Source organism: Haloferax sp. Q22 (assembly GCF_001482285.1).
In the GTDB taxonomy this organism is placed as follows: Archaea; Halobacteriota; Halobacteria; order Halobacteriales; family Haloferacaceae; genus Haloferax.
The window spans coordinates 1-21,043 of record NZ_LOEP01000023.1 but is presented as its reverse complement, the minus strand read 5'-3'; the positions used below and the strand labels follow the sequence as shown (position 1 = coordinate 21,043).

Annotated in this window: 16 protein-coding genes; 10 read left to right on the top strand and 6 right to left on the bottom strand. The window is 67.3% G+C overall.

The features are described 5' to 3' along the window. Positions 1 to 91: 91 nt before the first annotated feature. Positions 92 to 2,431, top strand: a complete 2,340-nt coding sequence (locus tag AM590_RS10245; protein WP_058827400.1) for a DEAD/DEAH box helicase — start codon at positions 92 to 94, stop codon at positions 2,429 to 2,431. A 40-nt stretch (positions 2,432 to 2,471) separates the two neighbouring features. Here AM590_RS10245 and AM590_RS10240 read toward each other — a convergent pair whose 3' ends face one another. After that, entirely contained in the window at positions 2,472 to 3,122 is a 651-nt protein-coding gene (locus tag AM590_RS10240; RefSeq protein ID WP_058827399.1) for an HAD family phosphatase, read from the bottom strand. A 102-nt stretch (positions 3,123 to 3,224) separates the two neighbouring features. On the opposite strand from AM590_RS10240, the gene AM590_RS10235 reads away from it, so the two are divergent. The 3 genes from AM590_RS10235 (at position 3,225) to AM590_RS10225 (ending at position 6,780) form a co-directional block, all read left to right on the top strand. Further along, entirely contained in the window at positions 3,225 to 3,956 is a 732-nt protein-coding gene (locus AM590_RS10235) for an Sjogren's syndrome/scleroderma autoantigen 1 family protein (RefSeq protein WP_058827398.1), read from the top strand. A 218-nt stretch (positions 3,957 to 4,174) separates the two neighbouring features. Continuing rightward, entirely contained in the window at positions 4,175 to 5,194 is a 1,020-nt protein-coding gene (gene endA / locus AM590_RS10230) for a tRNA-intron lyase (protein ID WP_058827397.1), read from the top strand. Further along, positions 5,191 to 6,780 carry a tryptophan--tRNA ligase gene (locus AM590_RS10225; RefSeq protein WP_058827396.1) on the top strand — a complete coding sequence of 530 codons (1,590 nt, stop codon included), beginning with the start codon at positions 5,191 to 5,193 and terminating at the stop codon, positions 6,778 to 6,780. Before endA ends, AM590_RS10225 begins: the two co-directional genes overlap by 4 nt. Positions 6,781 to 6,929: 149 nt before the next feature. Here AM590_RS10225 and AM590_RS10220 read toward each other — a convergent pair whose 3' ends face one another. Continuing rightward, positions 6,930 to 7,961, bottom strand: a complete 1,032-nt coding sequence (locus AM590_RS10220; protein WP_058827395.1) for an ornithine cyclodeaminase family protein — start codon at positions 7,959 to 7,961, stop codon at positions 6,930 to 6,932. Between the two features lie 91 nt (positions 7,962 to 8,052). Here AM590_RS10220 and AM590_RS10215 point away from each other — a divergent pair, with 91 nt between their 5' ends. After that, complete coding sequence (locus tag AM590_RS10215) at positions 8,053 to 9,237, top strand: FAD-binding oxidoreductase (RefSeq protein ID WP_058827394.1); 1,185 nt, start codon at positions 8,053 to 8,055, stop codon at positions 9,235 to 9,237. Between the two features lie 27 nt (positions 9,238 to 9,264). On the opposite strand, the gene AM590_RS10210 is transcribed toward AM590_RS10215, so the two are convergent. Then, a complete protein-coding gene (locus AM590_RS10210; protein ID WP_058827393.1) occupies positions 9,265 to 9,537 on the bottom strand; it encodes a hypothetical protein in 273 nt (90 codons plus the stop codon). Between the two features lie 318 nt (positions 9,538 to 9,855). Here AM590_RS10210 and AM590_RS10205 point away from each other — a divergent pair, with 318 nt between their 5' ends. The 4 genes from AM590_RS10205 to AM590_RS10190 all read left to right on the top strand — a co-directional run bounded on the left by AM590_RS10205 (position 9,856) and on the right by AM590_RS10190 (position 17,210). Continuing rightward, positions 9,856 to 11,355: a phenylalanine--tRNA ligase subunit alpha gene (locus tag AM590_RS10205; protein ID WP_058827392.1), complete on the top strand. Its 1,500-nt coding sequence runs from the start codon at positions 9,856 to 9,858 to the stop codon at positions 11,353 to 11,355. Further along, positions 11,355 to 13,067: a phenylalanine--tRNA ligase subunit beta gene (gene pheT, locus AM590_RS10200; protein WP_058827391.1), complete on the top strand. Its 1,713-nt coding sequence runs from the start codon at positions 11,355 to 11,357 to the stop codon at positions 13,065 to 13,067. Before AM590_RS10205 ends, pheT begins: the two co-directional genes overlap by 1 nt. Before the next feature lie 234 nt (positions 13,068 to 13,301). Further along, positions 13,302 to 14,507: a PLP-dependent aspartate aminotransferase family protein gene (locus tag AM590_RS10195; RefSeq protein WP_058827390.1), complete on the top strand. Its 1,206-nt coding sequence runs from the start codon at positions 13,302 to 13,304 to the stop codon at positions 14,505 to 14,507. Positions 14,508 to 14,597: 90 nt separating this feature from the next. Beyond that, the gene (locus AM590_RS10190) at positions 14,598 to 17,210 is read left to right on the top strand and encodes a valine--tRNA ligase (RefSeq protein ID WP_058827389.1); all 2,613 of its coding nucleotides are present in this window, start codon (positions 14,598 to 14,600) and stop codon (positions 17,208 to 17,210) included. Positions 17,211 to 17,276: 66 nt separating this feature from the next. Here AM590_RS10190 and AM590_RS10185 read toward each other — a convergent pair whose 3' ends face one another. From AM590_RS10185 to AM590_RS10175, 3 genes are all read right to left on the bottom strand, one after another. Next, positions 17,277 to 18,617: a DUF6498-containing protein gene (locus AM590_RS10185; protein WP_256364941.1), complete on the bottom strand. Its 1,341-nt coding sequence runs from the start codon at positions 18,615 to 18,617 to the stop codon at positions 17,277 to 17,279. 94 nt (positions 18,618 to 18,711) lie between these two features. Beyond that, positions 18,712 to 19,767, bottom strand: a complete 1,056-nt coding sequence (locus AM590_RS10180; protein ID WP_058827388.1) for a quinone-dependent dihydroorotate dehydrogenase — start codon at positions 19,765 to 19,767, stop codon at positions 18,712 to 18,714. A 60-nt stretch (positions 19,768 to 19,827) separates the two neighbouring features. Continuing rightward, positions 19,828 to 20,025 carry a hypothetical protein gene (locus tag AM590_RS10175; protein ID WP_004044784.1) on the bottom strand — a complete coding sequence of 66 codons (198 nt, stop codon included), beginning with the start codon at positions 20,023 to 20,025 and terminating at the stop codon, positions 19,828 to 19,830. A 238-nt stretch (positions 20,026 to 20,263) separates the two neighbouring features. Here AM590_RS10175 and AM590_RS10170 point away from each other — a divergent pair, with 238 nt between their 5' ends. Next, complete coding sequence (locus AM590_RS10170; RefSeq protein WP_004044781.1) at positions 20,264 to 20,578, top strand: non-histone chromosomal MC1 family protein; 315 nt, start codon at positions 20,264 to 20,266, stop codon at positions 20,576 to 20,578. Positions 20,579 to 21,043: the final 465 nt, after the last annotated feature.

The window sequence follows — 21,043 nt, the reverse complement described above, 5'->3', positions numbered from 1 at the left end:
AAACGCCTTTCCCCACGGACGACTCGGCTTCGTGTATGACGCTCGTCTTCGTCTCGTCCCCGACGCCAGCGCGCACCCGGAGGTGCGCCCAGTGAAAGTCGCCGAGGCGGTCCCCGAGTTTGCAGACGCCTTCGGGTTCGAGGAGTTCAACCGGATGCAGCGCGAGGCGCTGCCCGCCATCCTCGACACCGACCACAACGTCGTCGCCTCCGCGCCCACCGCCAGCGGGAAGACGGCGCTCGCCGAACTCGCCATCTGTCGGACCCTCCGCGACGAGGGGACGGCGCTTTTCATCGCGCCGCTCCGCGCGCTCACCACCGAGAAGGAAACGGAGTGGGAGCGCTTCGAGGACCTCGGCTACTCGGTGTACGTCGTCACCGGCGAGCGCGACCTGAACCCCCGCCGGGCCGCCCGCGCCGACATCCTCGTGATGACGCCCGAGAAGACCGACTCCGCGACCCGGAAACACGACTCGGCGCGCTACTCCTTCATCGAGGACGTGGACTGCGTCGTCATCGACGAGGTCCACCTGCTGGACTCCGAGACCCGTGGCGGCGTCCTCGAAGTCACCGTTTCGCGGATGCGCCGCATCTGCGACCCCCGAATCGTCGCGCTGTCCGCGACCATGCCCAACATCGACGACGTGGCGGCGTGGCTCGACGCGCCGGACGAGACGACCTTCGAGTTCGGCGACGACTACCGCCCCGTCGACCTCCACGCGGGCGTCAAGACCTACACCCACGGCGAGAACTCCTTCGCCGACAAGTACCGCCGCCTGTACCGGGCGTTCGACCTCGCGGAGCCGCACATCCGCGACGGCGGCCAGTCGCTCGTCTTCGTCTCCTCGCGGCAGGACGCCGTCCGCGCGGCCGCCAAGGCCCGCGACGAACTCGCGAAGCGTGACGTGCCAATCGGCGCGCGCGGCGACTACGACTTCCACAACGAGGCGAAAGAACTGAGCAACGACTCGCTCGCCAAGGGCGTCTTAGACGGCGTCGGCTTCCACCACGCCGGCCTCTCGCGGGACGACCGCGAGGCCGTCGAGGAGTGGTTCAAGGAGGGCAAGATTCAGCTCCTGTTTTCGACCTCCACGCTCGCGTGGGGCGTGAACCTCCCCGCCCGCTGCGTCGTCATCCGCGACACGAAACACCACGACCCGCTCGAAGGCGAGGTGGACATCTCGCCGCTCGACATCCTCCAGATGCTCGGCCGCGCGGGCCGCCCCGGCTACGACGACGTGGGCTACGGCTGGGTCGTCTGCGACCGCTCGGACCAGAACAAGTACCGCCGCCTGCTCCGCGAGGGCAAGGAAATCGAGTCCAGACTCGCCGAGGACCTCGACTCGCACCTCAACGCCGAAATCGCCATGGGGACCATCCGCGACCTCGACGACGTGCTGTCGTGGCTGGAGACGACGTTCTACTACCGCCGGGCGCAGTCGAACCCGGCGGCGTACGACTTCGAGGACCTCCGCGAGCGCGTCCGCGACGTGCTCGACCGCCTCGTCTCTCGCGGCTTCGTCGAGATGGACGACGATCTCTCCATCGACGCGACCCCGCTCGGGCGACTCACCTCGAAGTACTACCTCCGACTCGGGACCGCCTCGCGCTTCGCCGACCTCGCGGAACGGGACCGCATCACCGCCGACGACATCCTCGAAACCGTCGCGGGCGCGGCCGACTTCCGACAGGTGTCGGCGCGCCAGTCCGAGGTGGACGCCGTCGACTCGGTGCTGACGGGCGTTTCGACCACGCTCGAAGACGGCCCGAAGAAGGTGCTCGCCATCCTCCACGCCAGCATGGCGAACTCGACGCCGAGCGAGCTCCGGAGCGACGCGTGGGTCATCAAGCAGAACGCGCTTCGACTGCTCTCGGCGCTCCGCGAGTTCCTCGACACCTTCGCGGACGCCCGCGCGGCCAACCTCGCAAAGCGCGTCGAGGCCCGCGTCGACAACGGCGTCAGCAGCGACGCCGCGGCGCTCACGGCCGTGGACGGCATCGGTCCCGGCCGCGCGCGAAAGCTCGCCACCGGCGGGCTCTCGACCCCGGCCGACGTGGTCGACGCCGGCGTGAAGGAACTCACTCGCGCGGGCCTCTCGCAGGGCGTCGCCGAGCGCGTCATCAAGAGCGCGAAGGACCTCCCCGCGCCCGACATCGACTGGGGCGACTTCCCCGAGTCGGTCGCCCGCGGCGAGAGCGACATGCACGACATCCGCGTGCGAAACGACGGCGGCGGCGGCTCAGTCGGTATCCGCGTCACCGTCAACGACGTGGAGATGTCTGCGAAGACGTGCTACCTCTCCGACGAGGTGGCGGTCCCCGTGGGCGTCTTCGGCGCGACGGACGACGAACTGGAGTTCGTCGTGGAAGTCACGTTCCCCGACCTGCCGCTGCTCCCGATTCGGGAGTCGCGGACGGTCCGGGTCGAATAACGGAAAAGACGCGGGCAGCCGATTTCTGGCCGCTTTTCGCCTACTCCTCGCCGAGCAACACCGCCCGCAACTCCGCCGGCCCGTTCACGATTTCGTCCGCCCGCGAGAGGTCGAGGTCGGCGTTCTGCCCGCCGCGGTAGGCGATGGTGTACGCACCGGACCGGACGGCCGCTTCGATGCCGTTTATCGAGTCCTCGATGACGACGCACTCCTCGGGGGCGACGCCGAACTCGGCCGCGGCGTGCTCGTAGATGTGTGGCTCGGGCTTTCCCGGTTTGTCGATGTCGTCGGCCGAGAGCACGAGGTCGAGCGGGTCGAGGTCGAACCGCTCGCGGACGGTCGAAATCCAGTCCTGCGGGGCCGACGAGACGATTGCCACCTTCTTGCCCGCCGCGCGGAGGTCTGAAAACAGCTCCTCCGCGCCGTCCATCAGGACGACCTTCTCGCCGTAGACGCTCTCTGAGTTCTCGTGGTACGCCGCGATGAACTCTTCTTTCGTGACGGTCGTTCCGTACTCCGCGTCGAGGTAGTCGTATATCTCGCGGAAGTTCATCCCCGTTATCTCCTCGTGGTCGGGGTCGCCGGACTCGATAGCGTCGGCGAACACCCACTCGTCCTCGAAGGCGTGCCAGTACTGCTCGGAATCGACCAACACTCCGTCCATGTCGAACAGCACGACGTTCGCGTCCATGGTTCGCCCTCGGCCGCGGCCGACCAAAGACCTTCGTGCCGCGGCATGGCTGATGAACCCCCGTACGAAGGTTCAAATCGGAACCGGCGACCACCCCGGCTCATGGATTCGATACGCGTCTTCGCCGGCGACTGCACCGTCAACTTCGACGGCTCCCGCGACCGCACCCAGCGCGGGCGGGTCGTCGTCGTCGCCAAGCCCGACCGTACCGTCCTCGTCCACGACGCCGGGGGCTACCAGCCCGTCGCGTGGCTGACCCGAGCCGACTCGCTGACCGTCGAGTCCGGACCGGGGTCGTTCGGCCTCGTGGCCCGCGCCGGCGACCAGACGCTCACGGTCGAGTCGAACGACGTGACCGGCCGCGCCGAGTACCCCGCCAGCGACGCGGGCGTCCCGGTCGGTTCACATCCCGACACCGGCGACCCGCTCGTCAGGACCAACGGGTCCGTCGTCGCCCTCGACTCGGGAACCGAGTTCCGCCTGCCGGCGGGCGCGACCGTCCTCGACGAGACCTGTCGCGACTGCGGGCTGCCGCTGATGCGCGTCGAGCGCGGCGCGCCGTTCGAGGTGTGCATCGACCGCCGGTGCGACCCGCTGGACGACCGCGTGAAAGCCCGGTTCGACGGCGAGTGGTCGTGTCCGGACTGCGGGTCGCCCCTCCGAATCATCCGTCGGGGCGGCCGCCTGCTCGCCGGCTGTGACGCCTATCCCGAGTGCGAGACGGCGTTTTCCCTCCCCGCGGGCGTCGTCGGCAACGACTGCGACTGCGGTCTGCCGATGTTCGAGACGAGTCGCGGTCGGCGGTGTCTCGACTCGACCTGCGAGGGCCGATGAGCCGCGACGACCCGCGGCGGCACCGAGGCGAGGTCCCTCGGAGCCGGAACGAAGGGCGGCGGGCGTGGCCCCGTCGCTGGCGACACGGCCGGCCGCGGGGGGTACGTCCGCGTCCGCGCTCGCGCCGAGCAGACGGCGGTAGTGGCCGTCCCGTTCGTCCCGCGTGGCGCGCCGCCCGCATCGCAGGCCCTTTGTCGTCGCCGCGCCCCGATTCGGGTATGCAAGGACGCCTCGAAGACGGCGTCGTCCACCTCCCGGGCGACGCTCGACAGCGGTTCCACGACTCGCGCGGCTACGGGAGACCCACCGGCGGCGACGACTTGGAGGTCGCGCCCGTCGAGGCCGCCCACCTGCTCTCGCGGGACGATATCGACGGCGTGGACGGGATGGGCCTGCGCGAACTCCTCGCGCGCACCGGGACCACCCTCGATTTCGTCGTCTACAAAGACCTCCGCGACCGCGGGTTCTATCTCTCGCCCGCCCGCGAGGGTTGGCCCGGCGTCGCGGACGCCACGGGCGCTGACTTCCTCGTCTACCCCCGCGGCAAGGGCCCGTGGGACGGCGAGGTCGAACACCGAGTCCGCGTCGTCGGCGAGCGCGAGAGCATCCCCGTCTCGTCGCTCGGGGATGTCGTCCTCGCCATCGTCGACGAGGACGGCGACCTGACCTACTTCGACACCGAGGGGTACGACCCCAAGGGGACGGCGGGTGAGGATCTCCCCGCCGACCTCGACGCGGAACTCCTCTCGGACCGCGCGCTCGTCTGGGACGGCGTCGACCGCCTCTACCAGAACGGCTTCTTCGGCCAGCGCCTGTACGGCAGAAACGCCGACAGCGGCCCGCTCCAACTGTCGCTTCTCGAAGCCGCCTACCTCGCCCGCGCCGACGCGCTCGCCATCGACGAGGCCGACGTGGTCTCCCGCGGTCGCGACGTGGAGGGTGACCGGTTCGACCGCAGGCTCGCGGTCTACGCCGCGCTCAGGGGAGCCAAGACGGTCCCCAAGAGCGGCTTCAAGTTCGGCTCCGACTTCCGCGTCTACACGGAGTTCGAATCGGTGTCTGACCTCTCGCACTCCGAGTTCCTCGTGCGCGTGGTCGCGCCCGATCACACGTTCGTCCCGCGGGACCTCTCGCTCGACGTTCGCCTCGCGGGCGGTGTCCGCAAGCGAATGGTTTTTGCGCTGACCGACGACAACGGAGAGATAGACTGGCTTTCGGTCAGTCGGCTCACGCCATGACAGACGACGAACCCGCGGAGCGCATCCGCACCGATGGAGGCACAGCAGAGGGAGCAGATGACGTCGCCCTCGACCCGTGGGGCTCGTCGACCGTCTCCGACTACCGGAAGCTGTTCGAGGAGTTCGGCATCGAGGAGTTCGACGAGGTGCTCGACGAGGTTCCGAACCCGCACTACCTGATGCGCCGCGGGGTCATCTTCGGCCACCGCGACTACCGCCCGGTCCTCGACGCCATGCGCGACGGCGACGACTTCGCCGTCCTCTCGGGGTTCATGCCGACGGGCGACCCCCACATCGGCCACAAGCTCGTCTTCGACGAGATAATCTGGCATCAAGAGCAGGGCGGCGACGCCTACGGCCTCATCGCCGACATGGAGGCGCACTCCGCCCGCGGCATCCCGTGGGACGAAATCAACGAGCACAGCCGCGACTACCTGCTGTCGCTCATCGCGCTCGGATTCGACCCCGAGGAGGGCGAACTCTACCGACAGTCGGATAACGACCGCCTCCAGCGGCTCGCGTTCGAACTCGGCGGGAAGGCCAACTTCTCGGAGTTCCAGTCCATCTACGGCTTCGACGGCGAGACCAACGTCTCGCACATGCAGTCGGTCGTCACGCAGATGGCCGACATCCTCTACCCGCAGTTGGACGATCCCAAACCGACGGTCATCCCGGTCGGGCCCGACCAGGACCCCCACGTCCGGTTCGCCCGCGACCTCGCCACCCGGATGCGATTCTTCAAGGTGACGGAGGCGTTCGCGAGCTTCGAACTCGACGACGCCGAGCGCCCGCTCGTCGCGGCCGCCCACGACGCCCGCGAGGAGTACGCCGAGGACGCCGATATGCCGCGGTGCGGCGAGGCGGCCGAGTGGCTCGCCGACGCCGCCCTCGACGCGGCCGGCGTGCTCGCCGCCGAGTCGGTCCGCGAGTCAGCGGTCGAGAAGCTCGAAAACGCCGGGATGGAACCGCTCCGCCCGCGGATTCGATTCTTCGCCCGGCAGGCTACCGACGAGGCGTTCGAGGCGCTCATCGAGGAGATTGACGGCGAAAAGCGGCGGTACGACCAGCACATCGACGCGTTCGACATGGGCGTCGACGAGGCCGAAGACCTCGCCCGCGAGGTCGAGGCCCACCACGGCGGCTACGGCTTCATTCCGCCGTCGTCTATCTACCACCGCTTCATGACCGGCCTCACCGGCGGCAAGATGTCGTCGTCGATTCCGGCGAGCCACATCTCGCTTCTCGACGAACCCGAGGAGGGCTACGACAAGGTGAAGTCGGCGACGACCGGCGGCCGCGACACGGCCGAAGAACAGCGCGAACTCGGCGGCGAGGCCGACAAGTGTCCGGTGTACGAGCTGTACGCCTACCTGCTGACGGGCGATGACGACGAACTCGCAAAGGAGGTCTACGACGAGTGCGTCGGCGGCGAGCGCCTCTGCGGCGGCTGCAAGGAGCAGGCGGCGACGATGATGCGTGAGTTCCTCGAAGACCACCACGAAAAGCGCGAGGAGGCCGAGGAAGTCCTCGACTCGCTGGACATCGACCTAGAGACTGAGCGACGCGGCGTTGCCGCCGAACATTAGTGAGGCGGCAGTTCGTGGCGGCTGAAAGACGACGCGGCGTTGCCGCCGAACATTAGTGAGGCGGCAGTTCGTGGCGGCTGAAAGACGACGCGGCGTTGCCGCCGAGCACTAACGCGGCGGCCCGACCCCGACCGAAACCGCACGACCGCTCACAACCCGACTTCTTCTCCCACGCCGCGCGCGCTCGACTTCTCGTAGAGATACTCGGCGGCCGCTGCGTCGAGCACCGCAGAACCAACGCTCTCGACGACCAGAATCTCGTCGGCGCCCTCGCGCCCGGCGTCGCCCTCGAAGACGGCCGAGAGGGGAATCAGGTCGGACTCGTCGAGGCCGGCCCCGCGCGCGTCGCCGATGTCGGCGACCTCCTCGGGCACGTCGGCGAACACCCGCGCGGCCCGCTCGAACGTCTCGGCGTCGAGTTCTCGCATCTCGGGCGTGTAGGCTCCGACGGCGACGACGAGCGTTCCGGGTTCGAGCCGCGAGCCGTCGAAGACGGGCGTCTCGCTGGTCGTCGCGGTGACGACGACGTTCGCACCGGAGACGGCCGCTTCGGGTGAGTCGACCGCTTCGGCGGGGAGGCCGTCCTCGCGGAGGTCGGCGGCGCACGCCTCGCGGGAGTCGCTGGGTGAGTAGACGTTCACCGACTCGACCGCGGAGCCAACGGCGACGGCGCGGCTCTGCCAGCGGGCCTGCGTGCCCGCGCCGAGGACGCCGAGTCGGACCGGGTCGGCCGCGAGGTACTCCGCGGCGAGCCCGCCGATACAGCCCGTCCGGGCGCTGGTAATCGTCGTCCCGTTGAGGAGCGCGAGCGGGAGGCCGGTCGTCGCGTCGGTGAGGACGACCTGCGCGTTCACCGTCGGAAGCCCGTGAGAGGCGTTCTCGGGATGGACGGCCGCGAGCTTCGTCGCGTACACCTCGCGGCCGTGGATGTACGCCGGCATGGTGAGGCCGGTGCCGAGCGGGTCGTCCCGCGCCGTCGCCTCCGAACCCGCGCCCGCGGTCTCCTCGCCGCCGGTCCCGTCCCGGACTCTGTCGATGTCGATGCCGACCGGGAAGTGCGGTCTCGGGGGGCGTTCGACCTCGCCGCGACCCTGCTTGACGAACGCCTCCTCGACGACCGGGAACAACTCGGAGAGCGAGAGTAACTCGCCGACGGTGTCGGCGGAGAGAATACGGACCATACCCGGAGTACTCAGCGCGGTGGCGTGAAAAAATTGTGCCTCGATAGTGTGTGACAGACAAACTCATGTCGGTGGCGAATCAGACACGACCATGCACGTCCTCATCATCGGCGGCGGGGTCGTCGGGCTCGCTTGCGCCCACGCGCTGGCCGGCCGCGGGGCCGAGGTCACCGTCTGCGAGGCCGGGACGCTCGGCGGCGGCAGCACGGGCCGCGCGGCGGGCGGCATCAGAACGCAGTTCTCGACGCGCGTGAACGTCGAACTCTCGCTCGCGAGCGTCCCCGTCTGGGAGTCCTTCGCGGACGACTTCGGCGTCGATATCGACTACCGGCGCTCCGGCTATCTCTTTCTCGCCCGGACCGAGGAGACCGCCGCGGCGTTCCGCGAGAACGTCGCCATGCAGACCGACGCGGGCGCGCCGAGTCGCGTCCTCTCGCCCGAGGAGGCGGCCGAGCACCTCCCGAAACTTCGAACCGAGTCGTTCGTCGCGGCGACCTTCTCTGCGGCCGACGGCGTCGCCGACCCGCACTCCGCGGTGCAGGGCTACTCGGACGCGGTCCGAGCGGCCGGCGTCGACGTTCGGACGAAGACGCCCGTGACCGACCTCACGCGCGTCGGCGACAGTGGTTCGGCCGATGCGATGTCCACTCGAAAAACCGGTGGTTGGCGGGCCGAAACCCCGGATGGCTCCATCGACGCCGACGCCGTGGTCGTCGCGGCGGGCGCGTGGTCCGACCAGGTCGCTTCACTCGCCGGTATCGACCTCCCACTCGCGCCGCGCCGCCGGCAGATAGCCGTCGTGGAACCCGAGGGCGACCTTCCGGCGAACGCCCCGCTCACCATCGACCTCGACACGGGGGCGTACTTCCGCCCGGAGCGGGAGGGAACCGCCATCGTCGGCGGGCACTTCTCGGGGTCGGACCCAGACGTGGACCCCGACCGATTCGACGAGTCGATGGACGTGGAGTGGGCGGTGGAGGCGACGGAGCGGGCCGACGACGCCGCGGCCTACTTCGGTCCGGAGACGCGGATTCGAAACGGCTGGGCCGGGCTGTACGCCGTGACGCCCGACCACCACGCGATTCTGGACGCGGTCGAACCGGGTCTCGTCGTCGCCGCGGGCTTTTCGGGCCACGGTTTCCAGCACGCGCCCGCGACCGGCGAGGCCGTCGCCGACCTGTGTCTCGGCGAGGACGCCTGCGAGGTGGACGTGTCGGCGCTGTCGCTCGACCGATTCGAGTCGGGCGAGACGCTCCGCGAGCGGAACGTGGCCTGAGTGGGACCGAGAGAAGTCGACGCCGCGTTACGCGCTCATATCGACCACAGCGCGGAGTTCGCCGAGTTCGCGGACGGGGTCGGCCACGTCGCGCGACGCGAGGACACGAAAGCCGGTGTCGCCCTCGTCTTCGACGACGCGGTAGGTCAGTTCGCCGTCGTCGAACTCGTAGGGCGGCGCGGCCCGGACGAGAACGGCCTCGACGTCGTCTCTGTCGTCCGGTCGGTTTGGGGGTTTGACGATGAGCGACGCCTCGTGGCCGAGGCGAATCGCCGAGAGGGTCGTGTCCAGGTCTCGCATTCTCTTCGCCGTCTCTCCGTCGGCCGGTACCAAGAACGTATCTGCGTTCGGACTGACTCGGAGTGGACGCGCAACGTTTTTACTCGGCACTCACAATCGGTCGCACATGGCATCCGAACCCGGACGCGCGATGCGAGCGAGCGAACCGACCACCGACGGGTTCGGATTTTTCTTTCTGACCGCCTGAGGTCGGCGGACTCCGACCGGGCGTCACCGCGCCCGCCGGACGAAACCGACCCCGCCGGTCAGCCCCGCCAGCGCGGCGAGGCTTCGAAACTGCTAACCGACCACCAGACGGCTAACGCCACAACGAACCAGATGCGACTTCCGGAATCACAGGTCGCGGTGTTGAACGCCGCGAGCGCTACCGACGAACGAACGATTGCACAGCTCGCGGAGGCGACAGACCAGAAGCCCGAAACGGTGACGGGCGCGGTCTTCGACCTCCGCGACGAGGGACTCGTCTCGGTCACCGAGACCACCGAGGAGTCCGTCGAACTGACCGACGAAGGCGCGGAATACGCCGAAGATGGCCTCCCCGAGGTCCGTCTCTACCGCGCCGCGCTCGACGTGGGCGACGGCGACGCGGTCCCGATGGGACAGGTCATCGGCGCGTCCTCACTCGGCGGCCCGCAGGTCGATATCGCGCTGTCGAACTTCGCGCGCAAGGGCTACGGGCACATCGATTCGGGCGAACTCGCGCCCGACGCGGACGCCGACCCCGACGCCGACGAGGAGGCCGCAGCGCTCGCGGCCCTCGAATCGGGCGAGTCTGTCGACGCCGACGTGCTCGACCAACTCGAATCGCGGAACCTCGTGGTCCGACACGAGCGCACCATCCGCGCCGTCACCCTCACCGACGAGGGCGTCACGGCGCTGATGGAGGGCGTCGAGGCGGCCGAGACGGTCGACCGACTCACGCCCGAGATGCTCACCTCCGGCGAGTGGGAGGACGTCGAGTTCACGGAGTACAACGTCGAGGCCGACGCGCCCGAGGCCCGCGGCGGCAAAAAGCACATCCTCCGGCAGACCGCCGACCGCGTGAAAGACGTGCTCACCGGCATGGGCTTCGCCGAGATGGAAGGCCCGCACGCCGACGCGGACTTCTGGATTAACGACTGCCTGTTCATGCCGCAGGACCACCCGGCGCGCACCCACTGGGACCGCTTCGCCCTCGATGTGCCGCCGATGGAGGACATCCCCGAGGACCTCATCGACAACGTCCGCGACGCCCACCTCAACGGCGTCGGCGAGGACGGCGACGGCTACCACTCACCGTGGTCCGAGGACTTCGCGCGGGCCATCGCGCTCCGCGGCCACACCACGTCGCTGTCGATGCGCTACCTCTCGGGCCACGAGGTCGGCGAGTTAGAGCCACCCCAGCGGTACTTCTCGGTCGAAAAGGTGTACCGCAACGACACGCTCGACCCGACGCACCTCTTGGAGTTCTACCAGATCGAGGGCTGGGTGATGGCCGAGGACCTCTCGGTGCGCGACCTGATGGGAACCTTCGAGGAGTTCTACTCCCACTTCGGCATCACGGACATCCAGTTCAAGCCGCACTACAACCCCTACACGGAGCCGTCGTTCGAACTGTTCGGCCGACACCCCGAGACGGGCGAACTCATCGAGATTGGGAATTCGGGGATGTTCCGCGAGGAGGTGCTTCGCCCGCTCGGCGTCGAGTGCGACGTGATGGCGTGGGGCCTCGCCTTAGAGCGCCTGCTGATGCTCATGTACGGCTTCGACGACATCCGCGACGTGCACGGAACGCTGTGTGACCTCGACCTGCTCCGCGAGACGGAGGTGCTCAAGTAATGCCCGTAGTCGACGTTCAACCCGACGAACTGCGCCGCCTGACCGGCCACGAAGACAAGTCCGACGAGGAGTTCAAAGACGACCTGTTCGCGCTCGGACTGGAGTTCGAGGGCGTCACCGACGACGGGGCGTTCCAGCTCGAGTTCGGTCCCGACCGCCTCGACCGCCTGTCGGTCGAAGGCGTCGCCCGCTCGCTTCGCTACCAGTACGGCGACGCCCGCGGCGTCTCCGTGCCGAACACGAACGACCCCGACTGGACCTTCGTCGTCGACGACGACGTTCCCGACGAGCGCCCCTACGTCACGGGCGCGGTCGTCCGCGGGATCGACCTGGACGACGCGGCGCTCGACTCGCTCATCCAGTTGCAGGAGAAACTCCACGCGACGATGGGCCGCAAGCGCGCCAAGGGAGCCATCGGCATCCACGACCTGACGATGCTGAAAGGCGACGTGCTCTCGGAGAACGCCTCCGGCAACTCCATCACGTACACGGGTATCGAACCCGACGGCGACACCTTCGTCGCGCTCGACTCGAACGACGAACTCACGCCCGCCGAGGTGCTCGAACAGCACGATACCGGGCGGAAGTACGCCGACCTCGTGAGCGAATACGACCGCTACCCGGCCATCTACGACGAAATCGGGCTGTTCTCGTTCCCGCCGGTCATCAACGGCCGCCGGACCGAGGTCTCGACGGACTCCCGCGACCTGCTCGTCGAACTCACCGGCACCGACCAGTGGACCATCGACCGGATGTGCAACATCATCTGCTACGCGCTGGCCGCCCGTGGGGCGACCATCGAGGACGTCGAGGTCCAGTACGAGGAGGGAACCGTCGTCAAGCCCGACTTCGAAGTCGAGACGAAACACGTCTCTCACGACCGCATCGAGACGGTCCTCGGCGTCGAGTTGGAGCTGGACGAGGTCATCGACCTGTTCGAGCGCTCCGGCCTCGACGCGGACGCCGAACTCGGTGATGAGACCGTCTACGAGGTCTCTATCCCGCCGTACCGCGTCGACGTGCTCCACCCGCTCGACCTCGTGGACGACGTGGGCCGCGCCTACGGCTTCAACGAACTCGAACCGCGTTACCCCGACGTGGGGACGGTCGGCCAGCGCCACGAGCGCTCCCGACTCGAAGACGCCGTCCGCACCTCGCTCGTCGGCCTCGGCTTCGAGGACCTGCTCAACTTCCACATGATTTCGGAAGGAGAGAACTACGAGCGAATGGACGTCGAGGTCGGTTCCGACTCCCTCGGCGGCGGCGAACCCGCCTCCATCACCGAACCGTACAGCGAGGACTACACCATGCTTCGGACGTGGGTGCTCCCCTCGCTGACGATGGTGCTGGAGAACAACACCCACCGGGCGTACCCGCAGGACCTCGCGGAAATCGGCCACGTGGCCCACCGCGACGACGACGAGAACACCCGCGTCGCCGAGTCCCGCCACGTCGCGGCCGTCCTCGCCCGCCACGACGCGACCTACGAGGACGCGAAGGCCCGCCTCGCGGCGCTCTGCCGCGACTTCGACGCGGAACTGGAGACGCCCGCGACCGAGCATCCGTCGTTCATCGACGGCCGCACCGCCGCGGTCGTCATCGACGGCGAGGAAGTCGGCGTCGTCGGCGAACTCCACCCGAAGGTCATCGTCGACCACGACCTCGAACTGCCGGTCGCGGCGTTCGAATTCGACCTGTCGGCGCTGGCGTAGGACTTCCGGCGGTCGTTTTTGGTCCAGATTTGTGCGCGACGAGCGGCGCGAGTCGCGGAAAAAGGTTGGAGCTTCGACCTGTCGGCGTTGACACAGGAGCCGGGACAGATTTTTGAAGGTCCACGAAGCGAATTAGGATAACTATGGGTAATTCAACGCCTTCAGTAATTCTTTTCATGCATTTGGTCAGAACGCGATAGAAACCTTTAGGACGCGAGTCGTCGCGCTTCCTGTATGAACGATAGTGATGTTCGTCGCGAGACGCTGGCGGTGACCCACGGCGAGCGCGGGCAGGCCCCGGCTCCGGGCGTCGAGGACGTCGTCGTTCCGGTCCACCTCTCTTCGACCTACGCGGTGCCGACCATCGACCCCGACGCGGACCTGGAGACGCTCGACCCCGACGCGGGCGAGTATCTCTACTCGCGGCTGTCTAACCCGACGCGGAACGCGCTGGAACACCGGCTCGCGGCGCTCGAAGGCGCGGACCACGCGCTGGCGTTCGTCTCCGGCACGGCGGCCATCGCGGCGACGATGACCGCGGTGGTCCGGCCGGGCGACCACATCGTCGCGTTCGAGGACCTCTACGGCGGGACGAAGACGATGCTCAACCGGCTGTTTGCCGACCGGCTGAACGTGGACGTGTCGTTCGTGGACGCCACCGACCCCGAGAACGTCGCGGCCGCGATGCGCGAGGAGACGGCGCTCGTCTGGATGGAGACGCCGACGAACCCGCTCATGCACCTCTGCGACATCGAAGCCATCGCGGCCATCGCCGACGAGGGGGACGCGGTCTTCGGAGTGGACAACACCTTCCTCAGCCCGCAGTTCCAGAATCCGCTGTCGCTCGGGGCCGACGTGGTCGTCCACAGCACCACGAAGTACCTCAACGGCCACTCCGACTCCATCGGCGGTGCGGTCGTCACCGACCGCGAGGACGTACTGGAGGAGATTACCTTCCTCCAGCGCGTCGGCATGGGGTCGATGCTCTCGCCGTTCGACTCCTACCTCACGCTCCGGGGAATCAAGACGCTCCCGCTGCGGATGCGCCAGCACGAGGCCAACGCGATGGAAATCGCGGAGTTCCTCGAATCCCACGAGGCCGTGACGCGAGTGCTGTACCCGGGGCTGGAGTCCCATCCGCAACACGACCTCGCGGCCCGCCAGCAGTCCGGATTCGGCGGCGTGCTGTCGTTCGAACTCAACACCGACCTCGACGGGACCGCCGAGTTCCTCGGCGAACTCCGGGAGTTCCCGCTGGCGGTGAGTCTCGGCGGCGTCGAGAGCCTCATCGAGCACCCGGCGACGATGACCCACTCGCCGCTCTCGCAGACCGAACGCGACGCGCTCGGCATCTCCGATTCGCTCCTCCGGATGTCCGTGGGGGTCGAGCACGTCGACGACCTGCGTTCGGACCTCGCGTCGGCGCTTTCAGTCCTGTAGGCAGTCACGGCTCTCGCGCCCGAATTCCGTTCCCTCGGGCACTTAACCGAGGCGTTTAACAGTCCGCCCGGCTGTAGGTACGCCAACGCAATGCCGAGCGGAGAATACGATCCGGAAACCGTCGAGGCGAAGTGGCAAGAGAGGTGGGTCGACGAGGACCTGTACGCGTACCCGGAGCGTGCGGTAGACCCCGACACCGTCTTCTCCATCGACTCACCGCCGCCGACGGTGTCCGGGAGCCTCCACTGGGGCCACGTTTACGGCTTCACCCTTCAGGACTTCGTCGCCCGGTTCAACCGGATGCGTGGCGACGAGGTGTACTTCCCGTTCGGTTACGACGACAACGGCATCGCGTCGGAGCTCCTGACCGAGGACGAACTCGGCATCAAACACCAGGACTACGAGCGACGCGAGTTCCAGAAGCTCTGCCGCGAGGTCACGGCGGAGTACGAAGGCGAGTTCACGGAGAAGATGCAGAACCTCGGCATCTCCATCGACTGGGACCAGACGTACCAGACGATTTCGCCCGAGGTCCAGCGCGTCTCCCAACTCTCTTTCGTCGACCTCTACGACAAGGGCCGGCAGTACCGCCAGCGCGCGCCCGCCATCTGGTGTCCCGAGTGCGAGACCGCAATCTCGCAGGTCGAGACCGAAGACGACGAGCAGGGCTCGCACTTCCACGACATCGAGTTCGGCGTGGCCGATTCCGAGGAGTCGTTCGTCATCTCCACGACGCGCCCCGAACTGCTCCCCGCCTGCGTCGCCGTCTTCGTCCACCCGGACGACGACGACAACGCCCACCTCGTCGGGCAAGAGGCAGAGGTTCCGCTGTTCGGACAGCGGGTCCCCATCCTCGAAGACGAGCGCGTCGACCTGGAGACGGGCACGGGCCTCGTCATGTGCTGTACTTTCGGCGACCAGACCGACATCGAGTGGTATCAGGCCCACGACCTGCCGCTCCGCGTCGCCATCGACGAGTCCGGCACGATGACCGAGGTGGCAGACGAGTACGCCGGTCTCTCCTCGGGCGAGGCGCGAGAGGCCATCGTCTCCGACCTCGACGACGCCGGGGCGCTCCTCGACAAGCGCGCCATCACGCACACGGTCAACGTCCACGAGCGGTGTGGCACGAGCGTCGAGTTCCTCGTCAAAGACCAGTGGTACATCAAACTGCTCGACAAGCGCGAGGAGTACCTCGAAGCCGGCGAGCAGATGGACTGGTACCCCGAGAAGATGTTCACGCGGTACAAGAACTGGATAGAGGGACTTCAGTGGGACTGGGCCATCTCTCGACAGCGCTCCTCGGGGATTCCGTTCCCCGTCTGGTACTGCGAGGACTGCGAACACGTCGTCGTCGCCGACCGCGAGGACCTGCCGGTCGACCCGCTTTCCGACGACCCGCCGGTCGACGCCTGTCCCGCGTGCGGCCACGACGAGTTCGCCGCCGAGGACGACGTGTTCGACACGTGGGCGACCTCGTCGCTCACGCCCCTCATCAACGGCGGCTGGGACTGGAACCCCGAGACGGAGGAGATGGAACTCGAACAGCCCGAACTCTACCCGTTCGACATGCGCCCGCAGGGCCACGACATCATCTCCTTTTGGCTGTTCCACACGGTCGTCAAGTGCTACGAGCACACCGGCGAGGTCCCGTTCGACAGCGTCATGATAAACGGGATGGTCCTCGACGAGAACCGCGAGAAGATGTCGAAGTCCGTCGGCAACGTCGTCTCGCCCGACGAGGTCTTAGAGAAGTTCCCGGTCGACGCCGCCCGCTACTGGGCCGCCGGGAGCGCCGTCGGCGACGACCTGCCGTACCAGGAGAAGGGCCTCGTCGCGGGCGAAAAGCTCATGCGGAAGCTCTGGAACGCCTCCAAGCTCGTCGAGAGCCTCACCGAGGACGCGCCCGCCGAGTTCGACCACGACGACCTGAAGGCCATCGACCGCTGGCTTCTGGCCTCGCTCGACCGCGAACTCGAGTTCGTCACGGAGAAACTGGAGAACCGCGAGTTCTCGAAGGCGCGCGACCGCCTGCGTAGTTTCTTCTGGCACACGTTCTGTGACGACTACCTCGAAATCGCCAAACAGCGCGTCCGCGAGGGCGACGACCCCTCGGCGGCGTACACGCTCCAGACCGCCCACAAGCGGTTCCTGACCTGCTTCGCGCCCATCCTCGCACACGTCACGGAGGAACTGTGGCGCGACATGTACGACGAGACGAGCGTCCACGACCAGTCGTGGCCCGAACCGCTCGGCCTCGACGCCGACGTGGCGGCCGGCGAGACGGCGATGGCCGTCGTCGGCGCGCTCCGTAAGTACAAAAGCGACAACCAGCTCTCGATGAACGCTCCGGTCGACCTCGTGGAAGTGTACGGCGACATCCACGGCTTCGAGGAGGACGTGAGCGGCGTGATGCACATCGAGGAACTCGAACTGCTCGAGGAGGAGCCCGAAATCGAGTCGGTCGTGACCGGCGTCGACCTCGACTACTCGCTCGTCGGCCCCGAGTACGGCGCTCAAGTTCCGGACATCGAGGCCGCGCTCGAAAGCGACGACTACGAGGTCGAAGACGGCGTGATGCACGTCGCGGGCGTCGAACTCGACCCCGAGATGTTCACCATCGAGGAGTCCCGCGAGTACGTCGGCGAAGGCGACATGCTCGAAGCCGGCGACGCCATCGTCATCGTCCAGCACGCCGACTGAGGCGGCGACCCGGTCGTTTTCGTCCGCGTTCTTTTCCCGGTAGTCGGTCGCCCAGCCGATGGCTCGTCAGTCGTCGCGGGTCGGCACCGGCGTCTCTGTATCGGCCTCGGTCTCAGTTTCCGTCTCGGCCTCCGACTCGGCTTCAGCCTCGGCCTCGCCGCCGCCGTCAAAGGCGGCTATCACCGCCGCCGCGTCTTCGACGTGGGGAACCGTCATCGGATGGTTCGAGTTCGCGTCGTCGGCGTTGACCTCCTCGGGGTCGGGGACGGTGAGTTGCACGTCAGGGTCCGTGTCCGCGTCCGTCTCGAATCGCACCGTCTCCGTACCGAACAGGCGGTCGACGGCGTCGGTGGACACGCTGACGTCGGTGACCGCGTCGCGTTCGAGTCGGGCTTGCGGCTCGTCCAACAGCACGTCGTGAACGACGAGCACGTCCTCGTAGCACCGGAACTCGACGGGTCCGGAGGCGAGGTAGCGGGTGGTTCCCCGAACGGAACCGAACGCGGCGGCGAGGGCGAGCGGCGCGAGCGCGACCGTCCACGCGCCGAAGAAGACGAGCGCGGCGGCGACGCCGTAACACCACAGCACGTCGCTTGTGACCGTGTACCGGAGGCTCCGGTAGGCCGCATCGGCGAGGGCGACCGCGCGGGTTGGCGTGGTTCGATAGGTCGGCGCTCTTTTCGGTTCCTCGACCGGAACCGGTTCTATCTCCGTCTCCTCGCTCCCGTAGAGGCGGTAGAAGACGCCCCGCTTTTCGCTCCGTTCGAGCTGGAGCGCGCGGAGGTCGTAGAGGAGTTTCAGGCCGACGAGGGCCGCGAGGAACGCGGCGTTATCGAACTCGACTGCGAACGGCCCGACGACGAACAGCAGCAGTCCAACGGCGAACAGGAGTTTGAACGGGGGCAGGAGCACCGACCGGGGGGAGTGGCCGCGGTAGCCGCCCGCCGCGAAGTAGCCGGTGACCGTTTCGACGCCCCGTCCGACGAACACGCCCACGCCGCCCAGAAGGATTTGTCCGGCGACCTCCTCGGTGACGACCGGGTCGGTCAGGCTGAACGTGAGGAACGCGACGCCGAGTTCGAGCGGGACGAGTAGGAACGCCGCGATGAGGAACGTTGGGACGTTCCGCGGGTAGCACGGCGGGAACGGTCCGGGGAACGAGACCGACCCTCGCTTGGCCTGTAACGGGCCGAACAGTCGGTCCCCGTCGCCGATGGCGTTGTTGGGGCGCTTGGCCGCGAAGGGTATCTTCACGAGCGTCCAGCACAGCACGGCGGCGATTTCGGCGACGAACACGCCGAAGAGCACGGTCGGGGACCACCCGAGGAACAGGACGCCGACGGGCGCGACGGCGTTTGAGGCGAGAACCGCGAGCACGCCGGAGTCGCGAGGAGCGGGAGGGCGCACGAGTTGTCAATCGAATAGACGGAAAATCAGTCTTCGGTTCGCCATCGGCGCGCAGGCGGTCGGTTATCGCGGTGAGCGGCCGGAGCGGGCGACGCTACAGCCCCGACCCGACGGCGTCGGCCACGTCGTCGAAGCCGTCGCGGTCGAGCAGGTCGAGGAGGCCGCGGTTGATGTCGCGGGCGATGGACGGGCCCTCGTAAATCATGCCCGTGTAGAGTTGGACCATCTCGGCCCCGGCGCGAATCTTCCGATAGGCGCTTTCGGCGTCCGAGACGCCGCCGACGCCGACGATGGGCACGTCGGTCCGCTCGGCGATGAAGCGAATCATGTTCGTGGCCTCGGCCTCGATGGGCTTCCCGGAGAGGCCGCCGCGTTCTGCCCGGTTTGGGTTCCGCAGGGTGTCGGGCCGCGAGGTGGTCGTGTTGCTGGCGATGATGCCGTCGAGACCGAGTTCGTCGACGACTTCGAGCGCGTCCTCCACGGCGGGGTCCGGGAGGTCGGGCGAGAGTTTCACGAGAAGCGGGTCGGCACCGGCGTCGACGAGCGTCCCGAGAATCGCTTCGAGCGAGTCGCGGTTCTGTAGGTCGCGGAAGCCCTCACTGTTGGGACACGAGACGTTGACGACGAAGTAGTCCGCGCCGTCGGCGACGCGCTCGTAGGTGTAGCGGTAGTCGTCGGGGGCCTCCTCTGTGGGCGTTACCTCCGAGAGCGCGAGGTTGACGCCGACGGGGATGTCCGGGAGGGGTCCGGCGGCGAGGCGCTCTCCGACCGCGTCCGCGCCCTCGTTGTTGAGGCCCATGCGGTTGATGAGCGCCTCGTCTTCGGGGAGGCGGAACATCCGGGGGCGCGGGTTTCCGGGTTGGGGCTCTGCAGTGACGCCGCCGACTTCCACGTGGCCGAAGCCGAGCGCCGAAAGAACGGTGGGTATCTCGGCGTTCTTGTCGAATCCAGCCGCGACGCCGACCGGATTCGGGAAGTCGAGGCCGAACGCGTTCGTCGCGAGTCGGGAGTCGTTTACGCGGTAGCGTCGCTCTAAGAGCGGTTCGACCGGAGTGCCGCGAGCGGTCGCGAGCAGTCCGTGGATGGTCCGGTGGGCAGTCTCCGGTGGAAACGAAAAGAGGAGTGGTTTGGCGAGGTGATAGGGGTTCATTGCTGTCTGTCGTGCCTTCCGCTGGTGACGGGTCGGTTCGAGACGATACGTATCACGCGCTCAGAAGTCGTGTTCGACCTGGTCTGGGTCCGCTTTTTGGATGATGATTTTACCGTCCCGAACGCGGACGAACACCTCGTCGCCGATCTCCATTCCGGCGACCGCGAGTTCGTCTTCGTGGAGGTTGACATGGACGTTGTGGTACTCGCCGTTCTCGTCTTTGGCGCCACTCGGACTGAGCTTCTTTTTCCGGACCATCTGGGGGTCTATCCGTTGGTTCGCCGCAGGGGATACATAAGTGTTGTCTCCGTCCTCCCGGAGAGTGGTGATTTTCGCCGGAACCCGACCGTCTCGCAGCCAAGCCCGTCGCATCGTCGGCGAGGTGAGTCGGCGCGCCAAACCGGTCGAGTATATAAGTAACACGGCGTCGTCGGTCGAAATTCGTCGATATATTTATCATGTGCCATGTGGTTCATTGGCATAGAGGTGGAAAATCATGGTACGCGAGGACGGTAAGCGGAACTTCGTGCTCCGAGAGGAGGACGGTACAGAGACGAGTGTGTTTTCGGGCAGCATGCCGAGACAAGCGGCGCTCAAGGCGGCCCGACGACTCGACCCCGCCGGGTCCGAAGACGACGCGAAGTCGGACGCGGTCGAGATTCGACTCCGGGAGAAGGGGACTGACAAGGTCCACATCTTCGACGCGTGGGCGTGGAACAGCAGCGCCCCCGAGGACAAGCCCGGCTGGATGGAAGGGAAGATCACCAAAGGGAACGTTTCCAAGAAAGGAATCGAGCACCTCGACGAGTAGCGCGACCGACGTTCACATTCTTATCGTGCGCACGCACGTGTAGCACCCGAGTCGTAGTGCAGTCGATACGCCTTTCAAACAGCGCCGCCAGCGTCTGCTTGCGCGACCGACACCCGGTCAGACCGAACGTACGACGCGGGGGATGACCGACCGGCCTCCAGTCGCGCGATATCTACGTTCTCCAGAGTTATCCGTCTCCCCGTGAGTCTATCATTATTTTATGAGTAATCCCGCCATGAAACCGCATGACGAAGCGCCATCGGTTCGACGGCCTTTTATGTATCCCCGGCATTCGGATTAATGCGAAGAAGCGCACGGGGGTACTCCCCCCGAAGGCTTCCACCGAACGCCCCGACCCCAAGGTCGTCAGGCGCTCACCGGGATGACACACCTTCCCGGGGGTCGCCACGATACGACGGCCTTAAGTGGTCCAAGGCATTTTGGATGAATGCGAACGACACACCG